This window comes from Halorhodospira sp. M38, assembly GCF_022227985.1.
Classification (GTDB): Bacteria; Pseudomonadota; Gammaproteobacteria; order Nitrococcales; family Halorhodospiraceae; genus Halorhodospira; species Halorhodospira halophila_A.
Genome location: NZ_JAJNQP010000008.1, coordinates 18,868 through 31,447 on the forward strand (window position 1 = coordinate 18,868; position 12,580 = coordinate 31,447).

Genomic DNA, 12,580 nt, shown 5'->3' on the forward strand with positions numbered 1-12,580 from the left:
TGTTCCTTTCACTACCGGCGCTTGCGTCGGCGCCTTGGCGTGTCCTGATTCAGGAGTGTCTCTATGACCTTTGATAACCTCGGCCTCTCCCAAGAACTGCTCCGCGCCGTCGCCCAGCAGGGCTACGATCAACCGACCGCCATCCAGGCTCAGGCCATCCCGGCGGTACTCGGCGGCGGCGATGTCATGGCCAGCGCCCAGACCGGCACCGGCAAGACCGCCGCGTTCACCCTGCCGCTGCTCCAGCGCCTGACCGACACCGCTCCGCAGCAGGGCCAGCGCCGCATCCGCGCCCTGGTGCTGACCCCCACCCGCGAGCTGGCGGCGCAGGTCAGCGCCAGCGTGGACACCTACGGCCGCCACCTGCCGCTGCGCTCCACGGAGATCTACGGCGGCGCACCGATGGGCAAGCAGACTGCCGCGCTGCGCCGTGGGGTGGACATCGTGGTTGCGACGCCGGGCCGGCTGATCGACCACCTGGACCGGGGCAACGTGGACCTGCGTCAGGTCGACATGCTGATCCTTGACGAGGCCGACCGCATGCTCGATATGGGCTTCAAGCCGGCCATCGAGCGGATCCTTAAGTCGGTGCCGAACCACCGGCAGACTCTGCTCTTCTCGGCGACGTTCTCCGGCGCCGTGGGCGGCCTGGCGCGCCGTTTCCTCAACGATCCGACGGTCATCGAGACCGGCACCGCCAATGCCGCCGCCGAGGCGGTGGAACAGGGCGCCTACTTTGTGGATGCCGGGCGCAAGCGCGAGCTGCTCACCCAGCTGATCAATGACGGCGACTGGCGCCAGGTGCTGGTCTTCACCCGCACCAAGCGCGGCGCCGACCGCCTGGCCGAGCAGCTGGAGCGCGAGGGCATCCGCTCGCAGTCGATCCACGGCGACAAGAGCCAGGGGCAGCGCGGCCGGGCCCTGGCCGCGTTCAAGCGCAAGTCGGTCCGCGCCCTGGTCGCCACCGATGTGGCCGCCCGCGGGCTGGACATCGCCGGCCTGCCCCACGTGGTCAACTACGATCTGCCCAACAACCCCGAGGACTACATCCACCGCATCGGCCGCACTGGTCGCGGCGGGGACAGCGGGGAGGCCTGGTCGCTGGTCGGCGGCGAGGAGCGCGGCCAATTCAAGGCCATCCAGCGGCTGGTCAAGCGCGAGATCCCGGCGCAGATCGCCCAGGGCTTCGAGCCGGCCCGCCGCGGCGGCGGCAACCCCGGGCGCGGCAACCCGCGCCGCGGTCAGGGCGGGCGTCCCGGGCGCGCCGCCTGACGCCGGCAACCGGCACCCGCAGACCGGGTGAAAGGGGGGTGTCGCCGCGGCGGCACCCCCCTTTTTTTGATCCCCACTACCCTGGCGCTGACCACTAGGCGTCCTTGGCACCCTTGGCGGTGGGCCCCGGGTGCGCCAGCCCTGCCGCCTGATCCAACCGCGGATGACCCTGGCGGAAGGTGTCGCGCAGTCGGCCGCTGCCGTCGTCCTGAGCATCGAGGGCCTGCAGGGTCCCGGTGACCAAGTGGATGGCCGCCAGCACATCGCCGGTGTGGCCGCTCTCCGAAATAGTGTGCATGTTGCGCACCGGGATCCCCAGCGAGGCGGCGGTGCAATCGACGTTGCCGAGCACCCCGGCCATGCCGTCGGTGCCGGTATCGCGACCGCTGACGTCGCGCTGGACAGGGATCTCCTGCTCGCTGGCCACGCGCTGGATCACGGCGTTGAGCTGCTCGCTGGCCACGGCACCGACGGTGTAGGTCACCCCGGCCCCCATGGTCAGCGGCTGGAAGCGCTTGTCCGAAACCCCAGGGGCGGCAACGTAGTCCTGGTCCACGTCCACGGCGATCAGTGCATCCGGGCGCAGCTCGCTGGCCAGTACGCGGCTGCCGAAGCGGCCGATCTCCTCGTAACTGGCGATGGCGAAGAGCATGCGCACGTTGCGAGCGCCGCCGGCCTGGGCGATCTGGTGCGCAGCCTCGGCAGTGGTGAAGCACCCCAGGCCGTTGTCCAGGTAGGCCCCGTAGAAGGTGTCCGGGCTGAACCCACGGCGGATAGGCCGGTTGAGGAGGATCGGGTCACCGGGGCGGACGCCCAGCCCCTCGACCTGCTTCTTCTTGTTCTCGCCGTGGACCTGCAGCTCCAGGTAGAGCTGCTCCTTCTTGACGCCCTTACGCCCGGTGCGGGTCTCCTCGTCGGCGAAGTGGATGGCCCCTAGGGCCTCGATCGTGCCGCCCTCGATGCGCCGGTAAGCACCGGGGTTCTCCGGGGCCTCGCTGAACAGGGTGACCTCGTGGCCGATCAGCGTGCCGGGCAGGAAGGAGTCGCTGTCGATCCAGACCTTGCCGTCGTCGCCGATGCTACGCACCTGCATGCGGATCTTGTCGGCGTGGCCGACCACCATCACCTTGAACAGGTCGTCCCGCCCCGGGTGGGTATCGAGGACGATCCCGGCGTGCCCCTGGAACTGGTGCACGCGCCAGTCGGCAGGCGCGAACGAGTCGAAGTACGGCTTGAGCACCCCGTAGGTCATGGCCCCTTCGAGGCCAACGGGGCTGGGCGCGGCGAGGACGTCGCGCATGCGCTGGAACTGCTCTTCGGGCATGGACTGGGTCCACGGCTTGCTGGACTGGGACATGGGCCTCCTCTCGCGTGTGGCTATCGGATTGCGTGATACTGGTCGCCAAGCTCACACCATAGCGCAGCTCAAGCCGTGGCATCGAACCGCAGATACGCCAGTGCCGGACTCGACGTCGGCACCTCCGGGTGCCGGGCGGCGGTGGTCGACCACCAGGGCGGGGTACTCAGCCGCGCCCGGGCCGAGTGGCCGGACGGCGTCATGCCCGCCGATCCGGAGACCTGGTGGGTGGTCGCCCGCTCGGCCCTGGCCCGGGCCGTGGCCGAGACGCGGCGACCGGTCGGCCGGGTGGCCGTGGACGGCACGTCCGGCACCGTTGTCTGGACCGCCACCGATGGCACGCCACTGACCCGCGCTATGCGCTACAACGAGCCTGCCGCCGGCACCTGGGCGGCGGTGGTCGCCCACCAGGCGCCGGCGACGAGCGGCGCCCACGGCAGCAGCTCCGGCCTGGCCCGCGCCCTGCACCTGGCCGCGCTCTACGGGTTGCGCGGCCCGTGCCAGCTGCTGACCCAGACCGACTGGATCGCCGGGCGGCTGTGCGGGCGTTTCGACTGCACCGACGAGAACAACGCCCTGAAGCTGGGTTACGATCCGGTCAGCCGGTGCTGGCCGGACTGGCTACAGAGGGTACCCCTGCCCGACGACTGCTTGCCCGCCGCTTTCGAACCGGGCACCGCCATCGGCACGATCCGCGCCGAGGTGGCCCGGGCCACGTACCTGCGCGACGATTGCCAGATCGTCGCCGGCACCACCGACTCCATCGCCGGTTTCCTGGCCACCGGTGCCCGCGTCGGCGGAGAGGCTGTCACTTCGCTGGGCACGACGCTGGCCCTGAAACAGGTGAGCCGCCAGCCGGTCTTCGCCCCGGAACACGGGGTCTACAGCCACCGCCTGGGCGATCAGTTCCTCGCCGGTGGTGCCTCGAACTGCGGCGCTGGCATCCTGACTCGCTACTTCAGCGAAGCGGAGCTAGAGGCCCTGAGCGCCCGGCTTGACCCGGACCACGACACCGGCCTGGACTACTACCCGTTGCCAGCCGTCGGCGAGCGCTTCCCCTACGCCGACCCGCAGCTGCAACCGCGACTGGAACCCCGTCCCGAAGACCCGGTCCGCTTCCTCCAAGGGCTGATGGAGGGCGTCGCCGCCGTGGAAACCGAGGGTTATCGCCGACTGCAGGAGCTAGGCGCACCGGCGCTGGAGCGCGTGATCACGGTGGGCGGCGGCGCCGCCAACCCGGCCTGGACGCGGATCCGCAGCCGCTACTTGGGCGTGCCCGTCAGCGCTGCCGAGGAGGCTGAGGCTGCCGTGGGCGCGGCCCGGCTGGCCGGCGGGCTGACGACACCTAGCTGGAATACCCGCCCTGTCGACGACGCCCGACCGGCTCCAGGCTGCCGTCCGTGAAGGCGCTCGGGTAACGGCGCAGCACCTCGGGGCCGTACTCCCGGGCGCGCCGCTCGTCGTCCCGCTTGCGGTACGGATCGAACACCCGCCCCGGCGGCAGCGGCTTGCGCGGGTCCATGTACCAGCAGTAGAAGTCCCACTCCTCCTGCAGCCGCCCCAACGGCACACTGAGGTGATTGTCCGGGCGGAGGGCGCTGAACCCGCCGAAATGACCGCCGTAGGACCCCGGACTGTACTCGGGGATGACCTGTAGCTCCTGCCAGGGCACCTCGATGTATTCGCCTTCACCAACCGGCGGGAGGGAGACGGTCTGGTTGCGACGATCGAAGGTCACCGTGTGCGGGGGCCGCTTGCCCCGACGCATGCGAAGGTAGCTGCGAAGCTGGCGCAGGGCGATGACCAGGGCGTACCCCGGCAAGAACGCGAGCAACAGTGATAAAACTGCCAGGACGCCGGTTAACATACTGAAACCCGATGGATACTCCAGCAGAGTCGCCCACGCGGCTATTACGAACCCCGCCAGAAAAGACAGCGAATACATACCGCCCGCGACAAGCGGGGATAAAACCACCTCTGCGGTGTCAGACTTAGACCGCACTTCGACGCAACCATCATCGGCGCTAACGACACTCGGCGTCTCGCGTGACGCCCGGTCAAGAATAGGCCAAGGTGGCAAACGATCCGACTGTGGAGTCATCCACGGCTTGGCCGCAGAACGGCGCGCCAACCAACGGCTGATGAATGGCGGTCGGTAGAAGGTCAGTGCCATCGAACCCTCCCTGTCATGGTCACGCCCCCTGATCGTCCTCCGCCCGGATGAACACCTCCTCCACGGTGAGGGCACGGGCGACCACTGCGGCCTCGGCCCGACCCTGCCAGGCGGGTACCGGGACCCGGGCGACCCAGTAGCGGGGCGTGCCGTCGGCCTCGGGCTCCGGCAGGGCGTCACCGCCCCCGCCGACGGCCGCCCGCTGGCGGATCAGAAACCAGACTTCGCCGCGCCAACCGGCGGGAACCGGCACCGGGTCCCAGGCGAGTGTCACGGCCCCGGCACCCCCATCCTCCGCGGGCTCCACCTCAATGAGGGCCGGCGGCAGCGGGGTCAGCTCCTCGCCGGCACCCTCCTCGGGGCAGCGCAGGACCCGGCACTCCAGACGGTCCCGCCGCCAGACCACCCCCTCCAGGGTCAGGCGGACCTGGCGCAGGGCGCCGCGCGCCCCCAGTTGCTGGCTGTACTCGGCCGCCACCCGCAGCGGCGGCCGCTGCAGGTGGCGCCGCCACCAGGCAACAACCGACCGCCAGTCGTCCCAGCTCCCGGACTCGGGCGATCGCCGGGCCTGCGGGCCGCCCTCCACCGCCCGGGCCACCCAGAGCCACCCCGGATCACCGGAGGACATACCCAGCCGCTGACGTGCCGACGCCGTGAAGGGGCCATTGCGGCAGAAGTCCGCGAATCGAGTATCCGTCAGGAACGATGCCATGCCCGACAGCGCAATACCGGATAAAAGCAAGCCGGCAGCCAGTAAGCCACCACCGGAGAACCAAAGGACACCGGCCGCGCTGTAAGTAATCCCGGTGACAATCCATATGCGACCCGCTACTTGGTCACGCCGGTTATACCGCCCTACAGCCATACCCCAAGCGTGCGCAGCACTCGCAAAGGCTGCCGTTCTTCCGAGCCAATGGGTCTGGGACACGAGTCGGTCCAACCGCGCATGCCGCGGATCCCCCAACGGGATTCGTGGCTTCAGATAGGCCAACCGGGATTGTGCCAGCAGCTCGGCCAGGGTCAGAGAAGAGGCCACGGCGCCGGCGATGTGGTACCAGTCCTCGGTGCGGGTCTGGCGCACGGCCTCGCCGAGGTTGATCAGCTCCAGGGTGCCGAGGACGCTGCGCAGGGCATGACCGCCGGAGCTGGTGGAAAGGCGCTCGGCCAGGTCCGCCAGGCGGCCCTCCGGCAGGCGGGTAGAGCGCAGCTCACGGACGCGGATCTCATCCTCGATGCGCAGCTCGGCGACATGCGGACTGCCCAGGATCTGGATCGGGGCACGGCCGGTCTCGGCGGCTGCAGCGTGGTACTCCGGGTTTCCCGAGGCGAGGATGCGGAAACGCCGCTGGTGCCCCTGCTGCTCAATGCGCAGGGTGCGGGTCTCGTCGGGCGCCGGCGCACCGGCGCGGCGCTGGAGTTCGGCCAGCGGGACACCGTCGAACTCCGGCGCCGGGTAGCTGATCGTGGTGACCTCCAGGCTGGCCAGCATGGACAGGCCGGGCAGCTCGCGGAAACGATGGGTGATGCGCAGGACGTGCTCGAGGGCGTCTGCCTGGTAGGTCACCGGCTCGGCAAAGGTACTCAGCAGGACGTGGAGGACCTCGGCCGCATCCTCGGCGCTCACGCTGCGGCGCTGCTCGGCCAGGTCGCAGCAACGCTCCCCCGCCTGGAGCCGCCGCGGAGCCCGTGCGAGCTGGATTTCCAGATCCCGGGTCGGGCGCGGCAAACCCGACCCCCGTGCCCCGGCGCCCAAGGCCAGGGGCTCCGCCGGCAGCAGGCGCGCCGCCACCCGGGCCAGCCCAGCCGGCTCGCCCTCGGCAGCGAGGACGGTGCGCAACAGGGCACGGGCCTGCTCCAGGTCGGCGGTGTCCGCCTCGCCCTCGGCCTCCGGGGTATCGCCGATGTGGCCGTCGGCTGCGTCTGCCGGCACCGCCAGCTCATGGAAGTGCACCCCCAGGGCGGCCAGGCCCTCTAGGATCCGCCGCGGGCTGTTGTCGACGTAGTCCGCCAGGGCGTCGGCGTAACGCTGACTGCCGAGCAACGCTAACCGCTGGCGACGTACCCGGCGGAGGGCGGCGCGGAGCTCGCTGCGCTCGGCCACGCCGAGCAACCGTTCGAGAAACTCGCGGTCCGGCGACCGCTCGCCGGGACCCAGGCGCTCCTCTTCGAAGGCCAGCCGGAAGGTCCCCGCCGCCACCGCGTGGAGCGACTCGGCCGCCGCCAGCTGCTGCTCATCCACCTCGGGCGTCGCCCCGGCGGCCAGACGCTCCGGGTCGGTGCCGGTCTGCAGCCCGACGACCAGGGCCTCGAGATGATCCGCCAGCGCCGCCTGCTCGCGGGCCAGCCGACGCGCCTCACCCAGGGGATCGTCGAGGTAGAGCACCGCCAGGCCGTCGTCGGCGTAGGGGCTGAGGTCCTCGCGCACCGGTTCGGACTCCCCCTCCTCGGCCTCGGCGTCGCAGAAGGCGCCGCTCGCACCGATCCGCCCCGAATCGCCGGGCCCGGTGTCGGCCCTGTCGGCAGGATCGATCGGGAAGAAGCGGTCCTCGGCGGGCGGCTCGGCATCCGGCGGCGCTGCGTCGTGGGCACCGGCACGGGGGTCATCAGGGGCAAGCCCACCGGCGGCCGCTACCCGCGCCCAGGGCAGCTGCACGGCCGAGAACAGCCCCTCCAGACTCACCGGTGCGCCCCCGACGCGCATCGGCAGCAGCAGCACCGGCCGCCCCTCGCCGCCCGGGCGCCGCACGTCGCCGCGCTCGTAGGCCAGGTTGACCTCGTGGAGGCGCCCGCGGGGATGGACGTAGCACTCGCGCCACAGGTACCGCCGGCCGCCCTCCCGGCGGAACAGGTAGAGCCAGCCGCCGAAGCCGAAACCGGCGTCCCGGTGGCGCAGCTCGGCGTTGCGGGCAAAGCGCACCAGGGTGGGCATCAGGACCGTAGGCGGCGAGGCGGCGGCCTCCGCCTCGTCCTCCGGGAGCCAGACCGGCTGCTCGGCCCCACGGGTGAGGGGGATCTTGCAGAACCCGTGGTGCCGGTCGGCGTCGATCAGTCTCAGCCTCAGCGCACCGGGGCCCTCCGGGAGCTCCTCGATCCGCGCCACCCACCCCTCGCCGTCGTGGACGCTCCAGCGCAGGGCCCGACTGCGGAACCAGTCGTCCTGCTCGGGCTCGGCCACCACCTCCCCGGGCAGAGGGGCATCGGGTCCGCCGCGGATGTCGACGCGCGTCTGCGGCCGGGGGTGGGAGGCCGGGGGCGGGTCGCCGCCGGCCAGGGTGCTCGGCGGCAGCTGCTCCTGAAGCAGCGGGGCCGGCGGGGTGTTCTCGTGATTGGCTACCATCGGGTCGAGGGCCCGGGCCACCGGCATACCTTCGACGAAGACATCCGGCGAGCCGCTACCGGGGAGGAAGGTGGCCGGCCCGGTGATCGTCCCGGAGACGGTGCCCCCTTTATCGCCGCCCTCGTCACCGCGGGAGCGCGCGAACTGCGAGCCCTCGGTACAAACCGGGTGCCCCTCGACGAAGACCGTGCCGGCGGTGGCCGCGGCGTCGCGAGACTCGGCGACGTTGAGATAGGGGATCGACACCGTCGAGCTGCCCACCGTAGTGCGGCAGACGTCGGTGGTCAGCAACTCGCCACCCGAGCCGGCGTGCACCAGGGTGCGGCCATTGGCGGTGACCGTGGGCCGGCTCATGCGGATGCCTCCCCGCGCGACCCGCCAGCCTCTCCCCCACCTTCGCCGGGTTGTCGCAGTTCCAGGGCGCCGGCAACTCCGCCGCCCACGGCCGTGAGGAGAACACGCTGCGGGCCTGACGCGACGCGCAACAGACCGGCCGCCGCCACCAGCTGCAGGGGCAGCGTGGCGGCCCCGGCGAAGCCCAGGGCCCGCCAGACGAGGTGGCGCGCCGCGAGGGGCTCCCGGCGCAGAGCGGGCACCAGGCGGCGCGCGTTCGCCCAGGCGTGGCGCTCGGCCGGGGTCCGGCCGAATCCGTGGAGCTCGGCCCGGTCGCCGCCCTCCTCCGCCTCCGGCACCACCGTCTGGAGCACCCGTTGCCAGGCTCCCGGCTGCTCCGGCGGACCGCCCAGGGCAAAACGCCGGAGCCGCACATCTGCCGCCCCGCCCCCGCGGTCACCGTGCAGTAGCAGGAAGGCGGCACCATCCGCGGCCGCCGGCCCGTCGACGGCAGGGAGACACTGGCGACGGACCCTTGGGTCGGCGCAGGCGGCCGGGGCGGCACAGGCATCCAAGCCACCGATCAGGATGCTTGTCAGGCGGCGCTCGACCACCGCCTGAACGGCGCGGTGAAGCAGCTGCAGGGGCGCCATCGCCCCCTGCGGCCGCCACCAGCGGACTCGCCGCAGGGCCGGCACCCGCTCTACCAGCTCCCCGACCAACCGGTCACGCCGTGCCCAGCACGCCCCGGGCCGGTGCGGGCCCGGCGGCAGGAGCACTGCCGCCGCGGGCTCCGCTGTCGCCAGCCTTTCGCGGAGCCGGGCCGCGCTGTCGCCGAGCAGGCGCTCCATCCGTGCCGCGTAGCCATCGCCCTCCCGGGCCGGATCGCTGAACACCGGGATTGGCTCCTGCGGCGCCTCGCCGAGGACCTCGGGCTGCGCGATGCGGTGGCCATCAACCACCGCGCAGGCCAGGGTGGCGGGATCGGCGCCGGCGGCGTGCTGGACAGCCAGCGGCTGGACGAACACGGCAGCGGGCGTGGTACGGCTCATCGCTCACCCCTTTCCAGGCCACCAGTGTCCACGCGCAGCGCCCAGCCCGGCCCCGGCGATGGCTCCGCCAGCCAGCCCCGCCAGACGACCCACACCCGGGCAGCATCGGCGTCGATGCCCAGGGTGTCGGCGTGCACCGGTACCCGCCGCCCACGCCCGGGCCGGCAAAGGGTGACCTGCGGGCCACCGCCGGGCAGCCGCCAGGTGACGGTGCGCTCCGGCTCCGCATCCGGGATCACCCCCTGCAGACGGATGCGCTCACCGCCCTGCAGTGGGGCAGCGATGCGCTGATCCGCAGGGGCGGCGTTCCAGGCATCGGGATGCGGTAGGCGCCGGTAGCGCAGCCGGCCCTGCCGGTAGGCCTCGGCGTCCAGCTGGCCGAAGCGCCGGGCCCGGGGGGCCCAGGCGGCGGCCAGCGGGCCGAAACCAGCGGGGGCCCCGCGCCGGGTCGCGCGCTGACCATCCCACAGCAACCGGGGCTGCGGCCCGGCGGCGGCACCCAGCCACACGGTCCGGTGCCCCCGCCCGACCGGATTGCGGGCATAGCGCCGATGCCGGGGCCCACCCGGTGGCCCGCCGTAGGCCAACTCGTAGGTGAGCGGCACCGGGAGCTCCAGGGGCCGGGGCGGGCTGGACCCGCGCGGCGCCCGCTCGCCGACGGCCCAGACTCGCTTGGGCGCCAGGCAGGGCCGGCCGCCGGCGTCCTCGACGCTCAGGCAGGCCGTCGCGCAGTCCTGGCCCGGCGGCGGCTGCACGGCACCGTGGAGCAGGCAGTCGCAACCCTGCTTGAAGGGGACGCACTCGGAGGCAGCCACCGGCGCACTGTCGGCGGGATCCCCGGCGTAGCGCTCGGCGGGCTCCAGCGCCGGTGGTGCATCGTCGAGGTGCAGCGCGCCGGCCGCCCCACCGCGGAAGAAGCCGGCCTTGACCGCCACCACGATCCCCGGGCGCCCAGCGGCGTCGAGGTCCGCCCAGGCGCGCGCGTCCAGCGGCCCCTGCACCGAAACGGACAGCATCGGCGCAGGCCTCAGTTGATGGCGACGCGTGCCCCGCGGATGCGCTGCTCGCCGCGGGCCCGGGTCTCCACCGCCTCGGCGTCGATGCGGACGGTGCCGTCGGCGCCGAGTTCCAGCTCGGCACCGGCCACCTCCAGGCGGACGCCGCCGTATTCGGCGCGCAGCAAGTAGCTGCCGTCGGGGCGGCGCTCGAGCCCGGCACGGGGTGGTTCGTCGGCGTCGGCGAGGGCGTGGACCAGGTAGAGGCCCTGATCCGACGGATCGAGCAGCGCCACCACGCGGTCACCGGGGCGCAGCGCCGCGATCTCGCGGGCGTGGCCGGCCACCGGCCACTCGCTGATCCCCTCGGGGGTGTCGACGGCCACCCGGGTGGCCCGGCCGTGGCGGTCGGCGGTCAGGACCTCCGCCCAGCAGACGGCGCTGGCGGCGTACAGCCCCACACTGGCGGGGCCAAGGACCGGTTCATCGTCCATGACGAACGTACTCCTATGCTATCCCATCCCTGGTTGCAAGCTTTACGGAACACCCACCGCCCGCGCGCCGTCAACAGGACAAAAAGTATGGATTCTCCCTGGGCGGTGGACCCGCCTCCCGACAAGAGGCAGACTCTCGCCCGGCAAGCCGTGATGAATAACGCCCGGAGCCCCCGCCATGAGCGACCGCAACAGCGAACTGATCCGCCGCGACCTGAACGTCCTGTTCCACCCGACCACGCAGATGAAGGACCACCACGACGGCCTGCCCCTGATTCCGGTGGAGGAGGGCCGCGGGGCGTGGCTCAAGGACCGCAACGGCAAGTGGTACCTGGATGCGATCAGCTCCTGGTGGGTGAACCTGTTCGGGCACTGCAATCCACGCATCAACGAGGCCGTCCGCGGCCAACTCGAGCGGCTTGAGCACGTGATCCTGGCCGGCTGCTCCCACGAACCGGCGGTGCAGCTGGCCGAGCGGCTGGTAGCGCTCAGCCCCGAGGGGCTCGAGCGGGTCTTCTTCACCGACAACGGCTCCTCGAGCATCGAGGTGGCGCTGAAGATGAGCCACCACTACTGGCGCAACACCGGCCATCCGGAGAAGACGCGCTACATCAACCTCTCCAACAGCTACCACGGCGACACCATCGGCGCGCTGAGCGTCGGCGACGTGGGCGTGTTCAAGGACGCGTACGAGCCGCTGCTCATGGAGCCGATCACGGTGCCGTCACCGGATTGTTTCCACCGCGAGCCCGGCACCAGCTGGGCGGAACACTCCGAGCAGATGTTCGTCCACATGGAGGCAGCCCTCCAGGAGCACGGCCACGAGACGGCGGCGGTGATCCTCGAGCCCCTGGTCCAGGGGGCCGGTGGCATGCGCATGTACGACCCGGTCTATCTGCAGCGGCTGCGCGAGGCGTGCGACCGCCATGGGGTGCACCTGATCGCCGACGAGATCGCCACCGGCTTCGGCCGCACCGGGACCCTGTTCGCCTGCGAGCAGGCGGGCATCGCGCCGGATTTCATGTGCGTCTCCAAGGGCATCACCGGGGGGTACCTGCCCCTGGCCGCGGTCCTGCTCACCGAACCGGTCTACCAGGCGTTCTTCGACGACTTCACCCGGCTCACCGGCTTCCTGCACTCGCACAGCTACACCGGCAACCCGCTGGCCTGCGCCGCGGCCCTGGCCACGCTGGGGATCTTTGACAGCGACGATGTCCTCGCCCGCAACCGCGAGACGGCACAGCTGATGGCCGAGGCCGCCGCGCCGCTGGCCGAGCACCCGCGCGTCGGGGAGGTGCGCCAGCACGGTATGATCCTGGCGATGGAGATGGTCCGCGACCCGGCCTTGAAGACGCCCTTCCCGTGGCAGGAGCGCCGGGGCCTGATCGCCTACCGCCATACCCTGGAGCGCGGCGTGCTGATGCGCCCGATCGGCAACGTCCTCTACTGGATGCCGCCCTACGTGATCGAGCCCGACGAGATCGCACTGCTCGGCGAGGTGGCCGCCGAGGCCATCGACCGGGCGACCGGCGACTAGCCGTCGGCAGCCGTCACCGGTCAGACCCAA

9 protein-coding genes are annotated in these 12,580 nt (G+C 71.9%); 3 read left to right on the forward strand and 6 right to left on the reverse strand.

Annotated elements, in window-relative coordinates; genetic code table 11:
* The first annotated feature begins 63 nt into the window (after positions 1-63).
* Positions 64-1,272 carry a DEAD/DEAH box helicase gene (locus tag LRA98_RS06640; RefSeq protein WP_201169509.1) on the forward strand — a complete coding sequence of 403 codons (1,209 nt, stop codon included), beginning with the start codon at positions 64-66 and terminating at the stop codon, positions 1,270-1,272.
* 94 nt (positions 1,273-1,366) lie between these two features.
* Here LRA98_RS06640 and LRA98_RS06645 read toward each other — a convergent pair whose 3' ends face one another.
* A complete protein-coding gene (locus tag LRA98_RS06645; protein WP_238633359.1) occupies positions 1,367-2,629 on the reverse strand; it encodes a M20/M25/M40 family metallo-hydrolase in 1,263 nt (420 codons plus the stop codon).
* Between the two features lie 75 nt (positions 2,630-2,704).
* Here LRA98_RS06645 and LRA98_RS06650 point away from each other — a divergent pair, with 75 nt between their 5' ends.
* The gene (locus LRA98_RS06650; RefSeq protein WP_238633358.1) at positions 2,705-4,033 is read left to right on the forward strand and encodes an FGGY-family carbohydrate kinase; all 1,329 of its coding nucleotides are present in this window, start codon (positions 2,705-2,707) and stop codon (positions 4,031-4,033) included.
* On the opposite strand, the gene LRA98_RS06655 is transcribed toward LRA98_RS06650, so the two are convergent.
* The 5 genes from LRA98_RS06655 to LRA98_RS06675 all read right to left on the reverse strand — a co-directional run bounded on the left by LRA98_RS06655 (position 3,975) and on the right by LRA98_RS06675 (position 11,013).
* Positions 3,975-4,496, reverse strand: coding sequence for a hypothetical protein (locus LRA98_RS06655; protein WP_238633357.1), 522 nt, complete (start codon positions 4,494-4,496; stop codon positions 3,975-3,977). The genes LRA98_RS06650 and LRA98_RS06655 overlap by 59 nt on opposite strands.
* A gap of 325 nt (positions 4,497-4,821) precedes the next feature.
* Entirely contained in the window at positions 4,822-8,493 is a 3,672-nt protein-coding gene (locus tag LRA98_RS06660) for a PAAR-like domain-containing protein (protein ID WP_238633356.1), read from the reverse strand.
* Positions 8,490-9,524: a hypothetical protein gene (locus LRA98_RS06665; protein WP_238633355.1), complete on the reverse strand. Its 1,035-nt coding sequence runs from the start codon at positions 9,522-9,524 to the stop codon at positions 8,490-8,492. Before LRA98_RS06665 ends, LRA98_RS06660 begins: the two co-directional genes overlap by 4 nt.
* A complete protein-coding gene (locus LRA98_RS06670) occupies positions 9,521-10,540 on the reverse strand; it encodes a DUF2169 domain-containing protein (protein ID WP_201169527.1) in 1,020 nt (339 codons plus the stop codon). Before LRA98_RS06670 ends, LRA98_RS06665 begins: the two co-directional genes overlap by 4 nt.
* Before the next feature lie 11 nt (positions 10,541-10,551).
* Complete coding sequence (locus LRA98_RS06675) at positions 10,552-11,013, reverse strand: hypothetical protein (protein ID WP_238633354.1); 462 nt, start codon at positions 11,011-11,013, stop codon at positions 10,552-10,554.
* A 178-nt stretch (positions 11,014-11,191) separates the two neighbouring features.
* On the opposite strand from LRA98_RS06675, the gene LRA98_RS06680 reads away from it, so the two are divergent.
* Positions 11,192-12,550, forward strand: coding sequence for an adenosylmethionine--8-amino-7-oxononanoate transaminase (locus LRA98_RS06680; RefSeq protein WP_238633353.1), 1,359 nt, complete (start codon positions 11,192-11,194; stop codon positions 12,548-12,550).
* The last annotated feature ends 30 nt before the right edge of the window (positions 12,551-12,580 follow it).

Coding starts and splice junctions, on each gene's coding strand:
- LRA98_RS06640 (WP_201169509.1), top strand. CDS start 64: ATGACCTTTGATAACCTCGGCCTCTCCCAAGAACTGCTCCGCGCCGTC.
- LRA98_RS06645 (WP_238633359.1), bottom strand. CDS start 2,629: ATGTCCCAGTCCAGCAAGCCGTGGACCCAGTCCATGCCCGAAGAGCAG.
- LRA98_RS06655 (WP_238633357.1), bottom strand. CDS start 4,496: ATGTTAACCGGCGTCCTGGCAGTTTTATCACTGTTGCTCGCGTTCTTG.
- LRA98_RS06660 (WP_238633356.1), bottom strand. CDS start 8,493: ATGAGCCGGCCCACGGTCACCGCCAATGGCCGCACCCTGGTGCACGCC.
- LRA98_RS06665 (WP_238633355.1), bottom strand. CDS start 9,524: ATGAGCCGTACCACGCCCGCTGCCGTGTTCGTCCAGCCGCTGGCTGTC.
- LRA98_RS06670 (WP_201169527.1), bottom strand. CDS start 10,540: ATGCTGTCCGTTTCGGTGCAGGGGCCGCTGGACGCGCGCGCCTGGGCG.
- LRA98_RS06675 (WP_238633354.1), bottom strand. CDS start 11,013: ATGGACGATGAACCGGTCCTTGGCCCCGCCAGTGTGGGGCTGTACGCC.
- LRA98_RS06680 (WP_238633353.1), top strand. CDS start 11,192: ATGAGCGACCGCAACAGCGAACTGATCCGCCGCGACCTGAACGTCCTG.